The following is a 22915-nucleotide window of genomic DNA, read 5'->3' as shown; positions in this document are numbered from 1 at the left end:
GATATGGTTTCGATTTCATAAAGAAAGAGTTTTCTTAACATTTGTCATAATAAGTATATTTTTCATGATTTTGTTGTTAATTCCGTAATGTGGATGTAATAGGGGAGGGGATAAAGTGAAACTTTAATCAGTGGGGGTCTTACTGCTCGTTAATAGGGGATAAAAAAAGACTGCTGAGGAATCCCAGCAGTCTTTTTCATGCAAATTACATTGAGAAGAAGATCCATACAGTAAGACCAACTGTTGCAGTTGCAACGAAGAAACTGTATATCATTGTAAGAACTTGAATTCTTCCTTCTCCTTCTTTTAAGTGCATGAACATAATTAATTGTAATAACGCTTGCGCAACTGCCATTATGATGATAGTTGTTAATATCGTTGAAAGTGGCAGGTTTGTGTAAAGTGCCACGTATAACGCTAGAAACGTTAGTGCAAGCGATAAAATAAATCCGAAAACGTGTGACCATGGGAATCCGCTATGCCCATGCTCGTTTGCTTGGTTGTTATTTTGACCCATTTACGCCACCATCCCGTTCAAGTAAACTAGTGTGTAAATAAAGACCCAAACAAGATCAAGGAAATGCCAGTATAAGCTGATAATAAATACTTTACGAGCTGTAACTGGTGTTAAACCTCGTTTTAAAATTTGGATAATAACACAAGTTGCCCAGATGATACCACCTGTTACGTGGGCACCATGCGTTCCAAGAAGAACGAAGAATGCCGATAAGAAAGCACTTGTTTGAATCGTTGCACCTTCACCAACGTACAAAATGAATTCTTCAATTTCAAAGAATAGGAAGCCTGCACCTAAAAGTAAAGTCAGGATAAACCAAGCTAACATTCCTTTTTGATTGTGTTTACGCATTTCGTGAATTGCGATCCCACATGTAAAGCTACTTGTTAAAAGTAACAGTGTTTGAATTAAAAGTGTTTTAACTTCAAACAATTGCGCTGGTGTTGGGCCATCAGCCGTACGACCAGCAAGGACTAGATAAGAGGCGAAAAGTGTTGCGAACAGCATAATTTCAGCCCCAAGAAAAATCCAGAATCCTAGGATATTCAATCTACTTTGCTCGGATTGATATTCCAAAGGTAAGCTTTTATCTAAAGCCGCCATGTCATTTCACCTCTCATGCTATATGTTCTGTTTCTTTAATTTCATCAACGCTTACGTAGTAGCCATCATCATAATCGAATGAACGATAGATTAAGCAACCTAAAATACCAATACCACCGATTGCTGCAATCCAGAACCAGCTAAATACTAATGCAAAACCTGCAAGACCGAAGAATAAAGACGCAATAATAGGCACACCAGAATTACTTGGCATGTGAATTGGTTTTAATTCATCTGCTGTTGGTGTAATTGTTTCTCCACGTTTTTTCATGAACCAGAAAGCATCAGCTTCTTTAATTTCAGGAAGTTTCGCGAAGTTGTAATGTTGTACAGGAGATTGAGTTGCCCATTCAAGTGTACGGCCGTCCCATGGATCTCCAGTTGTGTCACGCTCACCGTGACGTGCACTCCAAATTACGTTATAGCAAAGGATTAGGAAGCCAATAGCCATCATTACAGCACCAACAGATGCGATTTGGTTTAGCCAGCCCCATCCAAGACTTTCAGAGTAAGTGTACATACGACGAGTCATACCGTCTAAACCTAAGAAGTACATTGGGAAGAAACAGATGTTAAATCCGCTCATAAAGATCCAGAATGTCCATTTACCTAGGCGTTCATTTAACATATGACCTGTCATTTTTGGATACCAGTATGTGAATCCAGCAAGCATAGCGAATACTGTACCTGCGATTAATACGTAGTGGAAGTGAGCAATTAGGAAGTAGCTGTTATGGTATTGATAATCAGCTGCTGCCATTCCAAGCATAACCCCTGTAACTCCACCAACTACGAAGTTTGGAATAAATGCCAATGACCAAAGCATTGGAACTGTAAAACGAATACGTCCTTTATACAGTGTAAACAACCAGTTAAAGATCTTAACACCGGTTGGAATCGAAATCGCCATTGTCGAAATCGAGAAGAATGAGTTAACCGCTGGACCTGCACCCATAGTGAAGAAATGGTGAAGCCATACGACGAAACTTAGTAAAGAAATTGCAACCATCGAGTACACCATCGCACTGTAACCGAATAGACGTTTACGTGAGAATGTACTAATGATTTCAGAGAAAATACCGAATGCCGGTAAAATAACAATATATACTTCAGGGTGACCCCATACCCAGAATAGGTTGGCCCATAACATTGGCATACCGCCGCTCGCCATCGTAAAGAAGTGAGCATCGAATAGACGGTCAAATGTCATTAATGCAAGAGCAACTGTTAATACTGGGAAAGCGAAAATAATGATAATTGTTGTAATTAAGATTGACCAAGTAAACATTGGCATTCTCATTAATTTCATACCAGGTGTACGCATTTTTAAGATAGTAACAAGGAAGTTAATACCGGTCATTAGCGTACCGAGACCTGAAATCTGTAATGCAATTGCGTAGTAGTTATTTCCTACACCAGAAGTAAACTCTGTACCTGCCATTGGGAAGTAAGAAGTCCACCCAGCGTCTGGAGAACCACCGATTACGAAAGCGATGTTGAATAACATTGCTCCGACAAAGAATAACCAGAAACTTAAAGCATTTAAGAACGGATATGCAACGTCACGAGCACCAATTTGTAATGGTACTACAAGGTTCATTAATCCCATAACGAATGGCATTGCCATGAAAAGAATCATTACCGTACCATGTGTTGTAAAGATTCCGTTATAGTGTTCAGCGTTTAAATAAGTTGTTTCCGGGAATGTTAACTGGGCACGAATCATTAAACCATCCATACCACCACGGAATAACATTATAACGGCAGAGATAATATACATGGTCCCTATTTTTTTATGGTCAACAGTTGTCAACCACTCATCCCAAAGCCATCTCCATTTTTTGTACTTTGTTAGTACGAAAAGAATCGCTAATGTCACAAGAACGATAGAAGCGTCAGCTCCGTAAATAATCGGGTCACCTGTGACAAAAAATTCATCAAGCTTCACTGTGTTCACTCCAATCTGTTGGAATAATAGCTATTATTTTTTGTTTTTGTAGTAGTTGTAATCACAATATTCAAGTGATTTTGGATCTACATAACTTAAGTGGTGACTAGAGAACGTCATACGCCCCACTACACCAGGTTTAATAATTTCGTTGTATTTCTTTTCTGATAATTTAGGGGCAGTTTCTTGTACTTCTTTTACCCACTTATCATATTTCTCTTTAGTTTTTGCTTCAACTTCGAATTCCATGTGAGTAAATCCTTCACCAGAGAAGTTCGAGCTACGACCTAGGTAAGAACCTGGTTTGTCAGCTTGTAAATATAAGTCCATGATCATGCCATCCATTGTATACTTCATACCACCAAGTTCTGGTACCCAGAAAGCATTCATTGGACCTACAGAAGTCAGTTTAAATTGAATTGGTACACCAGCTGGGATGTTTAAATAGTTAACGGTTTCAATTTTTTCCTCCGGGTAACTAAATAACCATTTCCAGTTTGCAGATGTAACATAAATTTCAACTGGTTTAATATGTTTGGACTCTTGCGGAACCTCTTCCGAAGCATAAGTTGCTTTAACTGTTGGAATCGATAATGCGATAACGATAATAACAGGAATAATTGTCCAAATGATTTCTAATAATGTGTTACCATGTTGATCAGGTGGCTCATAGTCCATATTCTCTGGTTTTTCACGATAACGAATCAAGATGACTGTAAACAAGATGAATACAATTGCGATAATTAATGACATAAGCAAGAATGACCAAACAATTAAATCATACTGTGCTTTTGCAACAGGTCCTTGCGGATTTAATACTGCGAGTTTTTTATCACAGCCACCGAGGAACAGAAGTAATGATAACGGAAGAAGCGAAGCCAACTTCCAAAATGCTTTCTTTAGTTGCACGATTGAAAATCTCCTTTCTCCTTGGATTGAAACTATGCCAATAAAACAATATAAACCTATTAATTTATAGATGGCAATAGTTTTTGTTATATTGTTAAAAAATAGACACAAATGCACGCTTTTTAAGGTGAATATCATTTGTAACTTGATAACATTGTAAACTATTTTCCAAATAAAAACGTGATTGTGAGAATTTTAAGATAAATAAAGTTATACCAACATACCCAATAAATAGAAAAAAATTATCTTATCATAAGGAAAATTACTGAATTTTTAATATATTCAGTTTGTTACCTAAGTTATATTTCTTTTTTGCTCAAATGTGACAACTTTCCGAAACTTTAACTCGGTATAAATGTAACAAATGATCATAAATGGAACCCCGCAATAAAGAGCAATTCTCTGATCTGGAATGAAAGCTAAACTAACAAATGTAAGGAAATTGAGTGAGAAAGCTACGATTGGAACTATTGGATAAAGTGGTGTGCGGTATTTTAATTCTGCTTGTTCTACTTGTTGATTCATATGTCCCTCCCCCCATATTTTTTTGTATGTTTTAACTAGATTTTATTCGGTGCTTTTAATCATTAGTGGGGGTGAAAAACATACTTGGTTTATTTTGTTGTGAACTGAGTATGTAAAGGAAAAACTAACTATGACTAAATACCTTAGAATGTTTATTAACCTAGTGAAGGAAACGTGATTCTTTCACTAGGTTAATAATTTTGTTTTCTAGTAAAAAATTCTGAAAAATTATATTTTTTCTTTCTATTTCAAACAATCGGAATTTTAAAAAGGTATTTGTGAATAATAATTCACAGAATCTTTCTAGCAAACTAGTAAGAAGAAAGGTACAATGATAGGAGTTGTGCCTTTAAAATAATTGATATAATGGAGTTTGGTTTATGATGAAAAAGTTAAAATATATTTTTATTTTCGGTATTATATTTGCTGTCGTGTTCTTTTTCGAGAAAGATAAAATTATGAAAAAGGCACAAGAATTTCGGTTAGACCTTTTCTCTGAGATGAAAGAAAGTGCAATGATTACAGAGGTTCCGTTTATTAGACAGTTACCTGAATTACCTAGAGGTTGTGAAGTGACAAGTTTAACTATGCTACTACAACATAAAGGTGTACAAGTAGATAAGATGCAACTTGCTAGTGAAATTCATCGCGTTCCATTTAAACAAGATGGTTTGCATGGAAATCCGTATGAGGGATTCGTTGGAAATATTTACACGAAAGCTGAGCCGGGATACGGTGTATATAATCAACCGATTTTTAATTTAGCAGAAAAGTATGTTCCTGAAAAAGTAATTAATTTAACGGGTAGAGACGTGCAAGATCTATATAAAGTAATTAGTTCTGGTTCTCCAGTATGGGTAATTATTAATACAACGTTTAAACCATTAGCCGAAAGTAGTTTTGAAACATGGAATACGAGTTCAGGTGAAGTGAAAATTACATATTATGAGCATAGTGTTGTAGTAATTGGATATGATCAAAACTTTGTATACGTAAATGATCCTCTTGCAAACAATCCACGAAAAGCTGTTCCTCGTGCTGAATTTGAAAAGGCATGGGAGCAAATGGGGAAACAAGCAATTACTATTTTATAAAATGAAACTATAATCAGTGGGGGTTTTGTTCATCCCCCACTGATTATCAGCCCTCACCAATCGGGCGTTTACGGGCAGTTAATCTCCCACCTAGCTTCTTTGCTCCAGCCGAATTTTGAGTTGGGAGTTTTACTGCCCACAAATAGCGGGATAAAATGAAAAGTCATCTTGAGATGGCTTTTTCTTTTTGAATATTCGTTATAGAAAATTCTGAAAATTCTTTCAGAAGTTAACAATTCACGCTATAATAACATTTAACTTGGTAAAGAAGGGGAGAAGAGAAATGGATGTCGCAAAGGAACTTGTTTTATCAAAGAATCAGTTGATTGAGTGGAGAAGGCATTTTCATAAGTATCCAGAGTTATCTTTTCAAGAAGAAAAAACATCTCAATTTGTATTCGACATACTTCGGGAAATCCCGTATTTAGAAGTCTCAAGGCCTACTAAATATAGTGTAATGGCAAGGTTAATTGGTAGGCAGCCTGGTAAAACTATCGCGGTTCGTGCTGATATGGATGCTCTTCCTATTCATGAAGAAAATAAGTTTGATTTTATTTCTATATATCCAGGTGTGATGCATGCGTGTGGTCACGATGGTCACATGGCAATATTGCTTGGTGTAGTACATAAGTTGGTAGAGGAAAGAGAGAAAGTTAAAGGAGAGATTCGCTTTTTATTTCAACATGCAGAAGAAAACTTTCCGGGCGGTGCAGAGGAAATGGTCGCAGCGGGAGTGATGACAGGTGTGGATTACATTATTGGTGCTCATCTTTGGGCGTCATTAGAGGTTGGAAAAGTAGGTGTAATTTATGGTCCTGCGATGGCGGCGCCGGACGTTTTTAAAATTACGATAGAGGGAAAAGGTGGGCATGCTGGAATTCCGCATGAAACAGTTGATAGTATCGCCATTGGTGCGCAAGTAGTTTCGCAAATTCAGCAAATTGTATCTCGCCTCACGAATCCGTTAGATTCTCTCGTAGTATCTGTTACACAATTTCATTCTGGGACAACTCATAATGTTATCCCGGAACAAGCGGAGATTGAAGGGACAGTGAGAAGTTTAAGGCATGAATTAAGAGAAGAAACAAAGAAGAAGCTTGAAAGGATTGTAAAACATATTACAGAATCCTACGGTGCTAAGTATACATTTTCTTATGAATATGGATATCGCCCAGTTGTGAACGATTATGAAGTTACAGAGCTTATTGAACATACAGCATTACAGCTTTATGGAAGAGAAAGGGTTGTTCGTTTACAACCAACGATGGCAGGAGAAGATTTTTCAGCATTTTTACAAAAGGCACCAGGGACGTTCTTTTTTATAGGGGCAGGAAATGAAGAGAAGGGAATTGTATATCCGCATCATCACCCTCGTTTTACAATTGACGAAGACGCATTACCAATTGGAGTGGAAGTCTTTGTATCATCCATTATGAATTTTATAAGTAAAGGAGAATGAGATGAAGAAAATACACGTGCTAGCACTTATTCCAGTTCTTTGTTTAGTAGTTGGACCAGTATTTGCAAATTCGGTCACTCCTTACGTATGGGGGATGCCATTTTTATTATTTTGGGTACTATTATCAGTGCTCATTACGTCTCTTTGTATGGGTCTTGTGTACGTATTCGATCCTGCTAATAAGGGGGACGTAAAATGACTGCATTATTTATCATTATTATATTTTTGTTTCTCGCACTATTTTTAGGAATTCGGGCACAACATGGAAAAGATATGAATTTAGAACAATGGTCAGTTGGAGGAAGAGGATTTGGAACTATTTTCGTTTTTCTCCTTATGGCAGGGGAAATTTATACGACGTTCACATTTTTAGGAGGAAGTGGCTGGGCTTATAGTAAAGGAGCTCCTACATTTTATATTTTAGGGTATGGTGCATTAGCTTATATTTTATCGTATTTCTTATTGCCTCCAATTTGGAAGTATGCAAAAGAACATAACCTCATTTCACAATCAGATTTCTTTGCGAAGAAATACAGGAGTAAGACGCTTGGGGTAATTGTTTCAATTATTGGTGTTATTTCGATTATCCCGTATCTTGTTTTGCAATTAAAGGGATTAGGAATTATCGTTTCGGAAGCTTCCTATGGAAGAGTGACACCTGTTATTGCGGTATGGATTGGTGCTATTGTTATAACTATTTATGTAATGGTTTCAGGTATACATGGATCGGCTTGGACAGCTGCTTTGAAGGACATTATGATACTATTCATCGTTATGTTTTTAGGTATATATTTACCGTATCACTATTACGGAGGATTTCAACCGATGTTTGAAGCTGTAGAAGCTGCAAAACCGGGTTTTTTATCTTTACCTGAAAAGGGAATGAGTATTTCTTGGTTTGTTTCTACTATTATATTAACGGCTCTCGGTTTTTATATGTGGCCTCATACATTTGCCTCAGCTTTCTCAGCGAAAAGTGAAAAAGTATTTAGGAAAAATGCAGCAATTATGCCTCTCTATTCTTTAGTTTTGCTTTTTGTGTTCTTTGCAGGTTTTGCTGCTATCTTGCAAGTTCCAGGGTTAAAGGGAGCGGATGTAGATCTTTCATTATTCCGTCTGGCTCTTCAAACGTTTGATCCTTGGTTTATTGGGATTATTGGTAGTGCAGGAGTGTTAACGGCATTAGTTCCAGGTTCCATGCTTGTTATGGCGGCATCTACGTTGTTAGCAAAAAATATTTACCGAACAATGGTGCCATCTGCTTCAGATAGACAAGTTGCAAAAGTAGCTAAGTTATTTGTACCTGTTGTAACGCTTGTTGCAGTATTGTTTACATTTAAAGGGGGAGAAACGATAGGGGCTCTTCTTTTAATGGGATACAGTATAGTTACGCAACTTTTCCCTGCGCTTGTATGTAGTTTGTTTCCTCGTCAAATTATTACGAAACAAGGTGCGATTGCGGGGATGGTAATTGGGTTGTTAATTGTCGCATATATCACCTTATCTGGTTCTACTATAGCTACGATGTTCCCGGGTGTCCCGCAGTATATGAAAGATTTGAATGTAGGTATAGTCGCGTTGTTAGTTAACATTATTGTGATGTTTGTAGTTAGTGGATTCACAAGAAATGTATCTGTAAAGACCGACAATATAATAGTAGAAAAGTAATTCGTATGTTAGAGCTATCTTCGAAAAGAGATAGCTCTTTTTTGTATATATTTTCTTCTATTAGCGGAATCTAACTAAAAACTTGTTGAAAAGGAAGTTAGGTGGGGAAATTGTTAGAGCTAAAAGGTAACTTGTTTGAAGTTATGAAGGAAATTAGAGATGAGTTAGGTTCACCTAATGATTTAACAATTAGAGAAGTTGCTCTTGCTGGTAGTTTTACACGTTGTGCGGTTGTTTTCTTATGTGGATTGACAGATAAGGATAATGTTTATAAATATGTAGTTCGTACACTTCAATATGAAGAAATACCAAATGAAGCAGCTGTGGTTCAGACATTATTGGATCGTTTTATTTCTATTGCAGAAGTCGGTATGAAGACGACTTTTCCAGATATTATAAATGCGGTTTTAGCAGGAGATACAGTCATATTAATTGATAATATTCAAACGGCTATTGTTGTTAACAGTAGGGCTTGGGAGAAAAGAAGTCTAGAACCGCCAGTGACAGAAGATTTAATTCGTGGACCGAGGGTTGGGTTAAATGAAGATATTAATGTGAATAAAATGTTAATTCGCCGTGGTTTACGTGATCCGAAGTTACGGTTTCAATCTTATATTATGGGGAAGCGATCGCAGAAAGAAGTAACCCTAGTATATATAGAGGATATTATTAACCCTTACATCGTAAACGAGCTAGATCGGCGTCTTCAATCAATAGTGACAGATGTCATTTTTGAGACAGGAACGATTGAGCAATTAATTCAAGATAATAATTTATCGCCGTTTCCGCAGTTTTTAAATACAGAAAGACCAGATAATATAGTGGCTGCATTGGCGAAAGGGAAAGCGGCCATTTTAGTAGATGGGTCACCATTTGCTCTTATAGCTCCACTAGTATTTGTTGATATTTTTCAATCTGTAGAAGATCATTATGAGCGTTGGATAATTGGAACGTTATTAAGAATGTTACGCATGGGATCAGGTATTGCTGCTGTTTTATTACCTGCCATGTACGTAGCGCTTGTATCGTATCATCAAGGGCTTATTCCATCTAAACTAGCTTATTCCATTGCGGGAGCGAGAGAAGGGGTACCGTTTCCTGCTTATATAGAAACGTTAATGATGGCATTAACGATGGAATTAATACGAGAAGCCGGGATTAGGCTTCCGAAACCGATGGGACAAACAATTGGCATCGTAGGCGGTCTTGTAATTGGAGAGGCGGCAGTAAATGCGGGGATTGTAAATCCATTTTTAGTAATTATTATTGCGGTTACCGCAATTGCTACATTTTCACTTCCTGTATATAGCATTACGATTACATTTCGAATTTTACTTTTCGTCTTCGTGTTAGCTGCAACTGCTTTTGGGTTATACGGAATCATTTTAGCTCTTATTGCACTTGCGATCCATATTACAAATTTAAAGAGTGTTGGGGTACCGTATACAACACCTATTGCCCCTGCTTTTTATAAAGATTGGGAAGAAGAATTGGTTCGTCTACCAAAATCAATGTTAAAAGAGAGGCCAGAATATTTACAAACGAAAGATTCTACACTACGTCCAAAGGAGCGAGAGTAATTGAAGCCATTTGAATATGGGGATGAAGAAATTGGATCTCGGGAACTTGGTTTTGCGGTATCGTCAACAATTATCGGTATAGGTGCATTATCTATGCCTCGAGATATTGCTGACCAAACTTTATTTTCGGATGGTTGGATTATTTTGCTTTTGGGTGGATTGATATGTGCGGTTTTAGGTTGGTTTGTAACGAGGATAGCTATTTTATTCCCAAAACAAAACTTTGTTCAATATACAAGTGCACATTTGACGAAGCCTGTTGCATACACAATTAGTAGCATTTTAGTATTAACATTTGCTGCTTTGACCGCATATGAATCGCGAATGATTGCAATTATTTCACAAACATATTTATTTAGTGATACACCAATACAGCTACTCTCTTTCTTCTTCTTATTAGTTGTTATTTATGGAGTAGCGGGATCGAGAGCGGCTTTAGTAAGGTTAAATGTTCTATTTTTACCTATCGTGTTCATTGCGATAGTGTTGCTTTCTTTATTGAATGTAAATTTAATGGAAATAAACAATTTACTACCGGCTTTTCAAACGAACGCAACTCAATATGCTATAGGAGTTAAAAATTCTATTTTCACATTTATCGGATTTGAGGTAGCTCTGTTTTATGCTGTGATGTTGAACGATAAGACAGCGAAAAAAGCGCCAATGGCAGTTGCAAAAGCAGTGATGGTAAATGTGCTGTCATACATTTTAATTTATGTAACTTGTATTAGCGTTTTTACGTATATGACAACCCGTGGATTGACGTATCCAACAATTGAATTGGGTAAAGAAATTGAAATTGGTGGAGGTTTTTTAGAAAGATTTGATGCCATTTTTTTTACTACTTGGATTATCACTATTTATAACACTACAGCAATGTATTATGACGTCGCATCTTTATTATTTTGTGCTATGTTTCCGAAAGTGAAGAAACATATTTTCATTTTTGTAAGTGCTCCGATTATTTTTATGGCGAATATGATACCTAGTAATTTGAATGCTTTGTCAAGTTATGGGACTTATTTAGCTTGGATAGATATGGGGTTTGTCGTGTTAGCGCCTTTGTTAGTTTTTATTGTATATAAAATAAAAAGAAGGAATGGTAGAAATGAAACACCTTCTTAAAATTATAATGGTTATGGTTTTAGCTGGATCTATAAGTGGGTGCTCTGAGCTAGAAGAAATAGAAGAAAGAGGATTTGTAGTAGGCGCAGCTTACGATATTGTGAAGGCAAAGAAATCAAATCCAATTATGAAAGGGACGTATCAGATGGTACTTCCGAGTAAGTTAGCACAACAAGGTGGCCAAGGCGGTGGAGATAGTGAAAATTATATTAATGTTAGTGCGAAAGCAGATAGTGTCTTTGAGCAAATACGAATTATTGCTAAAAAAATTAGTCGCTCATTATTCTTTCCGCATATACAAGTGATAATTTTTTCTAAAGATTTACTAGCGAATCCATATGTTTTACAAAATACGTTAGATGTATATATTCGTGATCACGAGATGAGAAGAAATATTCGTTTGTTCGTTTCTAAGAAAAATGCAGAAGCTATTTTAAAGCAGAGTGCCAAGCCTGAGAACTTACCGGCACAGTATATTGATATGTTAGCTGAGCATCCTCCGAAAAATGCTCAAATGATTGAAGCTGCAAGAATTGGTGAGGTACAGCAAAAAATGATTACTAACCAAAGTTTCGTATTACCTATTCTCGAACTAACAAAGCAGGGGGTACAAATGAACGGGGCAGCGTTGTTTCGTGGAAAAGATAATAAGTGTGTAGGTAGTTTGAATGGAGAAGAAACATTAGGAATGAATTATGTAATAGGTAAAAAAATTGGAGGGTTCTATACTATCCGTAAACAAGGTCAGCTTGTTACATACGAAATTCATAAGATGCACCGAAAGATTAAAGTATCTATGGAAAATGCTACAAAACCGAAGTTTGATATCCATTTATCTTTGGAAGGGACCTTAGCAGAGTTGCATTTTAGTGATCATAAACAAATTATGAATGAAAAGCGATTAAAGAAAACCATTGCGGAGGAAATGGAGAAGCGTATCCAAAAATCTATTAAGCTTGTTCAAAAAAAATATAAGGTAGATGTATTAGCGTTAGGGGAAGTATATAAGCGGCATAATTATAAAGAATGGAAGAAGATAGATAAGAATTGGGATCAAGGTGAAAATTATTTTAGTAATGCTGAGGTTACTGTTCATGTTCATCCGACAATTGAGCATTCAGGTTCAGCTTTACCGAAGAGAGTGAAATAAGGTGATTTAAGTTGTTTACTGGACTAGGAATTAGTTGCACGATATTAATGGCGATTCTTCCGGGAGCCATATACTCCATTCATAAAAAAATCACAACGTATGGAGCTCAGCCGTGGAAAGAAAAAAAGAAACCTGAATAATTTCAGGTTTCTTTCGTGCAAAGCATATGTGAAGGGGGATACCTTCTATGTATGCTTTGTTTTTTATACAAGCCCTAACCAATGTACCAATTGTGTAGAGAGGAATGTCACAACAATGGCAATAACAGTAGGGATTGCGAACGATAAGAATGTCCATTTTGCACTTTTTGTTTCTTTATATATGTTAACTAGTGTTGTTCCACACGGGAAATGAAGGAGTGAGAACAACATTGTGTTTAAAGCTGTTAACCAAGTCCAACCATTTTCTAAGAATAGATTTTTAATTTGATTAAAATCATCTATTTCAGTTAAAGCGCCAGTTGATAAGTAAGACATTAATAAAATCGGGATGACAATTTCATTAGCTGGTAGCCCAAGAATGAATGCAGCTAAAATAAACCCGTCAAGTCCTAACATTTTAGCAAATGGATCTAGGAAGTTTACAAAATACATAAGTAAGCTTGTGTCACCGATGAAAATATTAGCAAGTAACCAAGTTAATGCAGCTGCAGGGGCAGCTACAACTACAGCTCGTTTTAAAACATATATTGATTTATCGAGTGTTGCGCGTACAATTGTATTCCAAACTTTTGGCTTACGGTACGGTGGTAACTCAAGTGTGTAGTGAGTCGGAACGCCTTTTAAAGCTGTTTTTGATAGTACCCAAGAAACGGTTAATGTCATAATGACACCAATTACAACCATTCCAACTACAACGCCAGCAGTAACAAGTGTTTGCATACTACCGGTATAACCAGCAGCCATAAATAGTGAAGCCATTAAAATTAACATAGGCCAGCGCCCATTACATGGAACGAAGTTGTTTGTTAAGATTGCAAGCATACGTTCACGTGGTGATTCAATAATACGTGTTGACATAATGGCAGCTGCATTACAACCGAATCCCATTGCCATTGTTAAAGATTGCTTGCCATGTGCACCAGATCGTTTGAATAAGCGGTCCATGTTAAATGCGACACGTGGTAAATATCCGTAGTTTTCTAATAGCGCGAACATAGGGAAAAAGATTGCCATAGGTGGTAACATAACGCTTATAACAGCACCGATACCACGGAATAAACCAAGTATTAAAATGCCATGTAACCATTCAGGTGCATGCGCTGCTTGGAACCAAGATGTTAAATATCCTTCTGCCCATCCGAAGAATTCAGCAATCATATCAGAGGGTACGTTAGCGCCTGCAATTGTAAGATAAAAAATAATAGATAAAATACCGAGCATAATTGGGAATCCCCAGATGGGAGATGTGAAAATTTTATCTAGTTTTTCAGAACGATACAGTTTATCAGTATTTGTATATTGAACAGACTCTTTACATATGCTTGCAGATGTTCGATAAATATCTCCGACAATATCATCTCGTATATCTTCTTTTGAGAGTGTCTGTGCATGTTGAATAATATAGTCTAATGGAAGTGCTTTACTGGCTGAGTGAGATTCCATTCATTACGACCTCCCTTACAAGTGGTTCATTATGGTGTTTTTGGAGTGTAGTTAAGAAATTTTTATCTCCATCTAATATACGTAACGCAATCCAACGTGCTGGATACGTATCACCGAACACTTTATAAATTTGTGGTTCTAATTCTTGAATCATATTTTCGATTTTTTCATTATAAGTAATTTTAATTGGTGTTGGAATGAGTTTTTTATTTGCTACTTTAGCGATGACATTTAGCAAATGACCAATGCCTACTCGGTTGCGAGCGGAAATCTTCACTACAGGTACACCGAGTGATTTTGCTAATTTCTTTTCGTCAATAATGATTCCTTTTTTCTCCGCTTCATCAATTAAGTTAATACAAATGACCACATCGTTTGTCATTTCCATCACTTGGAGTGCTAAATTTAAATTTCTCTCCATTGCAGTTGCGTCTATAACAACTACAGTTACTTCTGGTTTTTCAAATATAATATAATCTCGTGCTACTTCTTCATCTGCCGAATTTGAATACAGTGAGTAAGTTCCAGGTAAATCTATTATTGTATATATATTTCCGCCATGCTTATATTCCCCTTCAGCCTTTAAAACAGTTTTTCCCGTCCAGTTTCCAGTATGTTGTTTTAAGCCTGTTAAAGTATTAAATAATGTACTTTTCCCGGTATTCGGGTTACCAGCTAACGCAATGCGATGGTTACTCATCTGAAATCATCTCCTATTAATACCCCGAAAATAAGGGAGCTTTCTTCACTACGCAGTGCAATAGTTGTGTTGCTTACTTGATAAGCGACTGGGTCTCCAAGTGGGCTGCGTTGTAATACTTTAATTGTCGCTCCAGGAAAAAAGCCTAAATCTAATAAACGTCGTTTCATAGTTCCTTCTAATTGTATCTTCTCAATTTGTACAAATTCCCCTGTTCTGAATTCGGAAAGGGGTTTAGTATTAGCCGATACCATAAAAGTTACCTCATCTCTATATTTTTAGTGTTAGTTTAAAAAGTTTCCTTAGGTAAACTTTTTGATACTAATATAGTAGACTACATTTAATGATGCTGTCAATTAGTACTTTAAAAATATTCAAATATTTTTAGAATTGTTCCAATTTATTTAGTTGTACCGAAAAATATTATTGGAATTCTTCTTAATGTAAATAAAGTAAGAGTGTAAAAGCTTAAAAATATAGGGGAATTGTAAATATAGTTTTAACCTAAAGGGAAAAATAAAGAAAATCATTTACATTGAATTTACATTGTTAAGATTAAATTTACAATACTACGTGTTTAGTGTGGGTTTTGTTGGCTTTTTCAACTGTAAATGTTGGAATGTCTAGCTTTTAGGGGATGTTATCTCTATTTACTTAAACTTAAAAATTGCTTAACACTCACATAATATTGTTGTCCTACAATGAATTTGTGTTCGAAAGAAGATGAATTCGAAAAGTGATAATCCAAATGGGGGTACAAGACATGGTTATGAAAAAGGGTATTAAATTTTCTTTAGCGGCTTTAGTTGTTGCAGGTGCATTAGTTGGATGTGGAAAAGCAGAAAGTACGGATAATAAGGAAGCTGCTAAAGGTAGCGATGCAAAACAAGAATTATCAGGTACGATTGCAGCGGCTGGCTCTACAGCTCTTCAACCTCTTGCGGAGGAAGCTGGAAAGAAATTCATGGAGAAAAATTCAAAAGTTTCTATTCAAGTTCAAGGTGGCGGTAGTGGAACTGGGATTAACCAAGTAGCATCTGGTGCGGTACAAATTGGTAACTCAGATGTTCCAGCTGGAGATAAAATAAAAGATGCTGAAAAAGCAAAAGAATTAGTAGATAACAAGGTAGCGGGTATTGCATTCGCGCTTGTCGTAAATAAAGATGTAAAAGTTGATAACTTAACAGCAAAACAAGTACAAGATATCTTCACTGGAAAAGTGACGAACTGGAAAGAGTTAGGCGGAAAAGATGAAAAAATCAATGTAATTAATCGTCCAGCTTCATCTGGTACACGTGCTACATTTGAAAAAACAGTTATGAAAGAAGCTAAAATTAATGATGGAACTGGTACAACACAAGATTCTAACGGTGCAGTAGAACAAGCGATTAACTCTACTCCAGGTTCAATCAGCTATTTAGCAATGTCTTACATGGTTGGCGATAAGAAAGGTGCATTGCAAACTGTGAAAATTGATGGTGCTGAACCGAAGATTGAGAACATCTCTGCTGGTAAATATCCATTCTGGTCTTACGAGTACATGGTAACTAAAGGTGAGGCAAAAGAAGCGACAAAAGCTTACATTGATTATGTAAAAGGTAAAGATTTCGAAAAACAAGTAGAAGATATGGGTTACATCCCAATGTCTAAATTAAATAAGTAATAAAATTTTATGGGGCTGGCTGCAAGGTCAGTCCTGTTCAATGCAATCTATGAAGTGGGGTCTGTCCTGTGATGAAGGGGAAAAAACAAATTAATTACGTAAAGAGTGAATATATAGGTAGATCACTTGTTACGTTTTGCGGTATCTTTATTGTTTTTATTACATTAGCTATTATTGCGTTTATTTGCGGCAAAGGAATTCAATCTTTCACGCAAAGTGGTATCTCGTTTTCTGAGGTGTTAACTTCGACAAAATGGAATCCAAATGCTGATCAAGGTACGTATGGTGCTGTAATCTTTATTGTCGGTTCGACACTTGTGTCGTTAGGTGCTGTTATCATTAGTGCACCAATTGCTATAGCTCTTGCTATATTCATGAATTTAATTTCGCCGAAGTTTGGGAATAAAGTATTAAAGCCTGTTTTAGAATTATTAGTTGGTATTCCATCAGTTGTATACGGATTATTAGGGGTTACGATTTTGGTTCCTCTATTACGTGATTCATTCGGTGGAGTGGGCTTTAGTTTAATTGCGGGTATTATTGTCCTGAGTATTATGATTTTACCTACTATTGCTAGTATTGCCTCTGATGCGATACGCTCTGTTCCGTTTGATTACTTGGAAGCTTCTTACGGTCTAGGATCGACGAAATGGCAAGCGATTAGCCGAATTATTGTTCCTGCTGCAAAACAAGGAATTTTAACAGGTATAGTTTTAGGGTTAGCGCGTGCTTTTGGTGAAGCGTTAGCGGTTCAAATGGTAATCGGGAACACGATTAAATTACCGGAAGGAATATATAGTCCAACAGCAACGTTAACTGGTATTCTAACAATGGATATGACGAATACATTGAACGGAACAGCTTGGAACAATGCGCTATGGACGTTAGCAATGATTTTACTTGTTATTTCATTCCTGTTTATTTTAGTAATTCGAGCGATTGGTCAAAGAGGTGAGCGATAATAATGAATGCAAGAACGGTAAATAAAGTTTGGACAGGTATCTTTTATGGGGTTGCAGCTTTAGTTGTAGCTTTGCTGGCTTTTTTAATGTACGAAATTCTACAAAAGGGATGGGGATTTTGGGATCCTAGTTTCTTATTCGGAGAACCAAGCAATACAAGAGCTGGTGGGGGAATTGGTCCACAGTTATTCAATTCTTTCTACATGCTTGTTATAACACTTATTATATCTATTCCTCTTGGATTAGGGGCTGGAATATATTTAGCGGAGTATGCAAAACAAGGTCGTTTTTTAAGTTTTGTTCGTTTATGTATTGAAACAATGGCGTCTTTACCTTCTATTGTTGTTGGACTATTTGGCTTATTAGTATTTGTTACCATGACAGGCTGGGGATATACAGTAATGGGTGGAGCTCTTGCTTTAACTATTTTGAATTTGCCTGGTTTAACACGTGTTTGTGAAAATGCGATTTCTGAAGTTCCTCATAATGTAAAAGAGGCGAGTCTTGGACTAGGTGCAACGAAATGGCAAACAATTGCCCGCATCATTATCCCGTCTTCGTTACCACAAATCATTACAGGTATTATTTTAGCGGCAGGCCGTATATTCGGTGAAGCTGCGGCGCTAATTTATACAGCGGGTTTAACATCACCTATTTTAAATTCAGCAGCGGACTTCTCGAGCCCCTCGCATCCTTTAAATCCATTTAGACCAGCTGAAACGTTAGCTGTTCACATTTGGAAATTAAACTCTGAAGGGATTATCCCAGATGCGAAGTTAATTGCAACAAAATCTGCAGCTGTATTAATTATTATGGTATTACTCTTTAATATCATTTCTCGTTTCGTAGCATCTGTATTACACAAGCGTTTTACAGGAGCGAAAAGAAAAAGTAAAACGACGAAGAAGGTAAAAGTGGCATAATTTGAAGATGAAAACTCTCTGTTTATAAAACAGGGAGTTTTTTTACGGTCATTTTGTTGTTGGCAGGAAAAGAAGAAGAGTGACCGAATAGGTAACTTAATATATAGAAATTCGGCTGAAAATAGGGAGGGGGTTGGAAGTGTTTTTTCTGCAAATGTCGGGGTTTCCTGGATCTGGGAAATCGACACTTTCTAAGTATATCGCTAAATTAACAGGTGCTGTTATTGTAGATCATGACGTCGTGAAATCAGCTTTATTAAAATCATTAAAGGAAAAAGGTGTTGAACCAAAAGTGGTTGGGGGAATCTCCTATGATATTGAGTGGGAACTGATCGATTTTTTGTTGGAGCAAGAGCACAGTGTGATATTAGATAGTCCGTGTCTCTACGAAGGGATGGTTAAAAAAGGAATAGATTTATGTCGGAAGTATGGTGCTACATATAAATATATTGAATGTTATCTTAATAATATAGAAGAAATTAATCGTAGGTTACAAACCCGTGAACGTAAGATAAGTCAAATTACAAAAGTAGAATCAGAAGTAGCATTTCAAAAATGTCTGGCTGGCAGTAAAAGGCCTTTACATGGTGAATATCTTATTGTGGATTCTGGAGAGCCGCGAGAGAATTATGGTAAAAAAGTGATGGATTATATTATGGATAGGTAGAGGGATAAAAAAGGCGTTATCTTCATAATTGAAGATAACGCCTTTTAGTTTAAATATCAGGTGTTTCTGTAGAAGTACTTATTTTTCTACGGGAACGTCTTTTTCTCCCGATTTTATCTAATAGTTCATACATAACGGGAACGACTACTAATGTAAGAACGGTTGAGACTGCCAAACCACCGATTACAACGACGGCCAGACTTTTCGATACCATACTTCCTGCTTGAGATTGCCCGAAGAGGAGTGGTAGCATAGCGACGATTGTTGTTATAGCTGTCATAATAATTGGGCGTAATCTAGTAGATCCTGCTTCTAGTAAGGCTTCTCTTGTTTCCATACCGTTTTCCCGATTTTGTTGCACTCTTTCTATTAATACAATAGCATTTGTAACGACAATCCCGATTAGCATTAATGCGCCGATTAATGAATTTACGTCAACAGGTGTTTTTGAAATGATTAATCCTAAAATACCGCCGACAGCAGCTAATGGTAAAGAGAATAAAATCGCGAAAGGAGCACGTGCTTGCCCGAAGGTGATAACCATAATTAAATATACAATCCCAATTGCAATCCCCATAATTTTGAATAAATCTGTGAAGTTCTCTTGCATAGACTCGGTAGCGCCTGCGATATTTACTTTTGCTCCGTTAGGTAAATCTAAGTCGGTTATAGCCTTATTTACTTCTGCGCTTACTTTACTTAAATCTTCACTTGAAGCTTCTGCAGTAATTTGTATCGTTTCTTTCCCATCTTTATGGAAGATTTCCGTTTGAAGTTGCTTTTCTGAAATAGTTGCAATGTCTTTTAAAGGAATAGGTCCGTTAATAGGTGAGAGTATGTTTGTGTTTAAAATATCTTCTTGTTTGTTAATGGATGCCTTTTTATGCTCTATCATAATAGTTGTTTTTTCATTATTGATTGAAATTTCCCCGATAGGAGATTTCTTCATAAGGAATGATACTTGTTGTGCTGCTAATTCTGGTGTTAAACCTAGTTGTTCCGCTTTTGTTTGATCGATATGAATTTGCCATTCTTTTTTAGAGTCTTCCATATTTGTTTTTACTTTAGAGAGATCGTCCATACCTTTTAGTTTTGTTTCGACGATGTTAGCGGCCTTTTTTAAATTTGTTTCGTTAGTAGCGGTTACGTTAAATTGTAAGTTGTTTCCGCCTCCGGAATCAGAGTAACTCGTTTTTATATAATCAAGTTCAGCTGGTTCGAAAGCTGTATGATCCTTTTTTAATTCTTTAATATATTGGTCGATGTCAGATCCTTTTTTAAAGACTACAAATATAGTTGCAAGATTGTTTTGAGTTGTCTGTCCCCATTGTGCATCTTCTGCGCTAGATCCCATTCGCAAAATAACATCTGTTACATCAGAATTAGAGAGGAGTTTCTTTTCGAAATCAAAGGCTTTTTGTTTTTTAGCTTCAGAATCATAATCACCTGGAAATGTCATGTTAACGGAAAGCATTGTATCGTCCTCAGACTTTATGTTCGCTTTCGGAAGTAGTATGTAGGCTGCAATTGATCCTGCAAATAATAAAAAAGAAGTGAGTAGAATGATAAACTTATGAGAAAGAGCCCACTTTAATGTAGCGACATATCGCGGTGAAGAATGTGAATTGCGACGTTTTGTTTTTTTGAGCAGTAAAAAAGCCATAAGTGGAACGACCGTTAATGCCACAATTAAGGAAGAAAGTATAGAATACACAACTGCTAACACCATAGGTAACATTAGTTTTCCGATTACTCCCGATACGAGACCGATAGGTAAAAAAACGGCGACTGTCGTTAAAGTAGAAGAGGTAATTGCGACGGCGACCTCTTTTGTTGCATCGAGAATAATATCTTTAGAGAAAGATTCTTTTTGTAAACGACGGAAAATATTCTCGATGACAACGATACTATCATCGACGAGACGTCCAACTGCAACGGCTAAGCCACCAAGAGTTAGAATGTTAAGTGTGATGTTAGATTGATGGAGTAAAAATAGTGTTAATAAAATAGATAATGGAATACTAATGACAGCGATGAGTGTTGTTCGGAAGCTGCGTAAAAAGATTAAGATAATGAGAGTTGCAGCAATTGCCCCAAGGATTACTTCTTTTCCCATACTAGTAACAGCATTTTCAACTTGCTCATGAGTTGAAGCTAAAAGTTTAATAGAGAATTGATTTTTATATTGCTTGCTTATATCTTTAATCTTTTTATCAATCTCTTTTCCGATTGCAACCGCATTTTTACTCGGCTCTTTCATGATGATTAATCCTGTTCCTTCTTCCCCGTTTATGTGCGAGATTGTATCGTAATGTTGTTTTAATTCAATTTGAGCAACATCTTGTAATTTTACTTGAGGTGTAACGGTGATGTTCTTTATGTCATTTACATTTTTTATATCCCCGATGACACGAAGATTGTATTCTGCCTTATTAACGGTAATTGCTCCGGCTGGAGTGGAAGTTTCTTTTCCTTGTAAAACTGTTAATACTTGCTGTGATGTTACATTTTTATCTTTTAGTTGGTTAGGATCAAGTACGATGGATAATTCGGAAGTTGATTTTCCGAAAAACATAACATTGGCAACACCATCAATGCTTTCGAGTTGAGGTACGATTTCTTTCTCAATTTGTTTTTCGTCAGCTTTTGAAAATCCGTTTTGCTTCTGGATGGTAATTTGAGCGAGTGGAATCATAGAAGTGTTTAATTGGCTAACAACAGGTTTAGTTACATCTTTAGGTAATTTAATCGTATTAATTGTTTTTTCGACTTCGCGTGCCGCGTCTTTCATATTTGCCTTGGATGTATATGCAATGTCGATGCGTGATAATCCTTCATGTGTGGAAGAAGTGATGCCATCGATATGTTCTAAATTACGAAATTGTTTTTCAAGGGGATCAGTTACGTCCTTGGTCATCGTTTCAGCATCGAGCCCTTGAGATAATGTCGTAACAGTTATTGCAGGGTTATCGATGCTTGGTAAAAATTCCATAGGTAATTTAGAGCCGGAATAAACACCGAGTATGGAAATGAGAAAAACCATGATAATAATAGCGGCTCGGTTTTTTAATGAAAATTTTGTTAACCTATCCATAAAATAATTCCTCCATTAGTTTATTTATAGTTTTGTGGGCACTTTCTTACTATATAACAAAAATTGGATATCTTTCATTAATTAAATGTAAAAAAATTCTAACAATAATCTTAATTTAATATTTCGAGGGGAAGTTTGTTATTTGTGGAAGCAAAATTCCTGATTGGAGAGAAAAATCAGGAATTAAAGTTTTGCTCTAGTATAGTGGCCACGTTTTTTGTTACTCTACATTTAAATGATTATTTGTCTTTCTTAAGTAGAACTATGGTAATTATAAAATTAAAAAAGGAGAAGACTAAAGGTTAGGAAGTTATTGTGAAATACTGCCTGGTGGATGACAGTGTATAGTAACTTGTATACAATCAAAATGAATGTTTTTAGTAGAAAGGATAAGGGTTCTTTCTATAGAAGAAAGTAGGATGGATAACTTTTTGTATTTTTTTATAAAAAATACTTGTTATTTAAAAACCATGATGGTATATTAATAAACGTCGCCGATGCGGAAACGCAGAAAACGACAAAAAAGAAATTCAAAAACATAGTTGACATCGAAAAATGAAGATGTTAATATGATGAAGTCGCTTTTGAAGCGGCAGACAAGTTCTTTGAAAACTGAACGAAACAAACAACGTGAACGTCAATTTTTATTTTTAGATGCTAGACAAACTAACTTTATTGGAGAGTTTGATCCTGGCTCAGGATGAACGCTGGCGGCGTGCCTAAT

The 22915-nt window shown here is 36.3% G+C and carries 20 protein-coding genes and 1 pseudogene; 12 read left to right on the top strand and 9 right to left on the bottom strand.

Features of this window, described 5'->3' with window-relative positions; genetic code table 11:
• Window positions 1-205: 205 nt before the first annotated feature.
• The 5 genes and pseudogenes from qoxD to MR155_RS18480 form a co-directional block, all read right to left on the bottom strand.
• Window positions 206-517, bottom strand: coding sequence for a cytochrome aa3 quinol oxidase subunit IV (gene qoxD / locus MR155_RS18500; protein ID WP_242248228.1), 312 nt, complete (start codon window positions 515-517; stop codon window positions 206-208).
• Window positions 518-1120, bottom strand: a complete 603-nt coding sequence (qoxC, locus tag MR155_RS18495) for a cytochrome aa3 quinol oxidase subunit III (protein WP_002029841.1) — start codon at window positions 1118-1120, stop codon at window positions 518-520.
• 13 nt (window positions 1121-1133) lie between these two features.
• Window positions 1134-3068: a cytochrome aa3 quinol oxidase subunit I gene (gene qoxB, locus MR155_RS18490; protein ID WP_002063826.1), complete on the bottom strand. Its 1935-nt coding sequence runs from the start codon at window positions 3066-3068 to the stop codon at window positions 1134-1136.
• A 33-nt stretch (window positions 3069-3101) separates the two neighbouring features.
• Entirely contained in the window at window positions 3102-3977 is an 876-nt protein-coding gene (locus MR155_RS18485) for a cytochrome aa3 quinol oxidase subunit II (RefSeq protein WP_002010605.1), read from the bottom strand.
• Window positions 3978-4271: 294 nt separating this feature from the next.
• Window positions 4272-4478, bottom strand: a pseudogene (locus MR155_RS18480) (amino acid permease); the annotation flags it as partial.
• 407 nt (window positions 4479-4885) lie between these two features.
• Between MR155_RS18480 and MR155_RS18475 the strand changes: the two are divergent.
• The 8 genes from MR155_RS18475 (at window position 4886) to MR155_RS31820 (ending at window position 12718) form a co-directional block, all read left to right on the top strand.
• Window positions 4886-5596 carry a C39 family peptidase gene (locus MR155_RS18475; RefSeq protein ID WP_033708611.1) on the top strand — a complete coding sequence of 237 codons (711 nt, stop codon included), beginning with the start codon at window positions 4886-4888 and terminating at the stop codon, window positions 5594-5596.
• A gap of 283 nt (window positions 5597-5879) precedes the next feature.
• Window positions 5880-7055 (top strand): amidohydrolase, encoded by a 1176-nt coding sequence (locus tag MR155_RS18470; RefSeq protein WP_113937935.1) that lies wholly within the window; start codon window positions 5880-5882, stop codon window positions 7053-7055.
• 1 nt (window position 7056) lies between these two features.
• Window positions 7057-7254 (top strand): DUF3311 domain-containing protein, encoded by a 198-nt coding sequence (locus MR155_RS18465; protein WP_002029838.1) that lies wholly within the window; start codon window positions 7057-7059, stop codon window positions 7252-7254.
• Entirely contained in the window at window positions 7251-8723 is a 1473-nt protein-coding gene (locus MR155_RS18460) for a sodium:solute symporter family protein (RefSeq protein ID WP_242310812.1), read from the top strand. Before MR155_RS18465 ends, MR155_RS18460 begins: the two co-directional genes overlap by 4 nt.
• Window positions 8724-8824: 101 nt before the next feature.
• Window positions 8825-10303: a spore germination protein GerLA gene (gene gerLA, locus MR155_RS18455; protein ID WP_113937938.1), complete on the top strand. Its 1479-nt coding sequence runs from the start codon at window positions 8825-8827 to the stop codon at window positions 10301-10303.
• Window positions 10304-11428 (top strand): endospore germination permease, encoded by a 1125-nt coding sequence (locus MR155_RS18450; protein ID WP_242310811.1) that lies wholly within the window; start codon window positions 10304-10306, stop codon window positions 11426-11428.
• On the top strand, window positions 11412-12578 hold the full coding sequence (locus MR155_RS18445) for a Ger(x)C family spore germination protein (protein WP_242310810.1): 1167 nt from the start codon (window positions 11412-11414) through the stop codon (window positions 12576-12578). Before MR155_RS18450 ends, MR155_RS18445 begins: the two co-directional genes overlap by 17 nt.
• An 11-nt stretch (window positions 12579-12589) precedes the next feature.
• A complete protein-coding gene (locus MR155_RS31820) occupies window positions 12590-12718 on the top strand; it encodes a hypothetical protein (protein ID WP_012260330.1) in 129 nt (42 codons plus the stop codon).
• Window positions 12719-12781: 63 nt separating this feature from the next.
• Here the strand turns inward: MR155_RS31820 and MR155_RS18440 are convergent, their stop codons facing one another.
• Genes MR155_RS18440 through MR155_RS18430 form a run of 3 tightly spaced genes read right to left on the bottom strand, consistent with a single transcriptional unit; the run spans window position 12782 to window position 15136 of the window.
• Window positions 12782-14182 (bottom strand): nucleoside recognition domain-containing protein, encoded by a 1401-nt coding sequence (locus tag MR155_RS18440; protein ID WP_000443603.1) that lies wholly within the window; start codon window positions 14180-14182, stop codon window positions 12782-12784.
• Window positions 14160-14882, bottom strand: a complete 723-nt coding sequence (locus MR155_RS18435; protein ID WP_219300029.1) for a FeoB small GTPase domain-containing protein — start codon at window positions 14880-14882, stop codon at window positions 14160-14162. The genes MR155_RS18440 and MR155_RS18435 overlap by 23 nt, the downstream gene beginning before the upstream one ends.
• Window positions 14879-15136, bottom strand: coding sequence for a FeoA family protein (locus tag MR155_RS18430; protein ID WP_002090873.1), 258 nt, complete (start codon window positions 15134-15136; stop codon window positions 14879-14881). The genes MR155_RS18435 and MR155_RS18430 overlap by 4 nt, the downstream gene beginning before the upstream one ends.
• Window positions 15137-15645: 509 nt before the next feature.
• Here MR155_RS18430 and MR155_RS18425 point away from each other — a divergent pair.
• The 4 genes from MR155_RS18425 (at window position 15646) to MR155_RS18410 (ending at window position 19097) form a co-directional block, all read left to right on the top strand.
• On the top strand, window positions 15646-16545 hold the full coding sequence (locus MR155_RS18425; RefSeq protein WP_219300026.1) for a phosphate ABC transporter substrate-binding protein PstS family protein: 900 nt from the start codon (window positions 15646-15648) through the stop codon (window positions 16543-16545).
• A 71-nt stretch (window positions 16546-16616) separates the two neighbouring features.
• The gene (gene pstC / locus MR155_RS18420; protein WP_219301280.1) at window positions 16617-17507 is read left to right on the top strand and encodes a phosphate ABC transporter permease subunit PstC; all 891 of its coding nucleotides are present in this window, start codon (window positions 16617-16619) and stop codon (window positions 17505-17507) included.
• A 2-nt stretch (window positions 17508-17509) separates the two neighbouring features.
• The gene (gene pstA, locus MR155_RS18415) at window positions 17510-18430 is read left to right on the top strand and encodes a phosphate ABC transporter permease PstA (protein ID WP_219300024.1); all 921 of its coding nucleotides are present in this window, start codon (window positions 17510-17512) and stop codon (window positions 18428-18430) included.
• Between the two features lie 139 nt (window positions 18431-18569).
• Complete coding sequence (locus tag MR155_RS18410; protein WP_242310809.1) at window positions 18570-19097, top strand: P-loop nucleotide/nucleoside kinase family protein; 528 nt, start codon at window positions 18570-18572, stop codon at window positions 19095-19097.
• 49 nt (window positions 19098-19146) lie between these two features.
• Here MR155_RS18410 and MR155_RS18405 read toward each other — a convergent pair whose 3' ends face one another.
• Window positions 19147-22191, bottom strand: a complete 3045-nt coding sequence (locus MR155_RS18405) for an efflux RND transporter permease subunit (protein ID WP_242310807.1) — start codon at window positions 22189-22191, stop codon at window positions 19147-19149.
• Between the last annotated feature and the right edge of the window lie 724 nt (window positions 22192-22915).

Origin of the sequence: Bacillus cereus group sp. BfR-BA-01331, from assembly GCF_022663915.1 — a bacterium.
Classification (GTDB): domain Bacteria; phylum Bacillota; class Bacilli; order Bacillales; family Bacillaceae_G; genus Bacillus_A; species Bacillus_A mycoides.
This window is presented reverse-complemented; position numbering and strand designations above follow the sequence as displayed.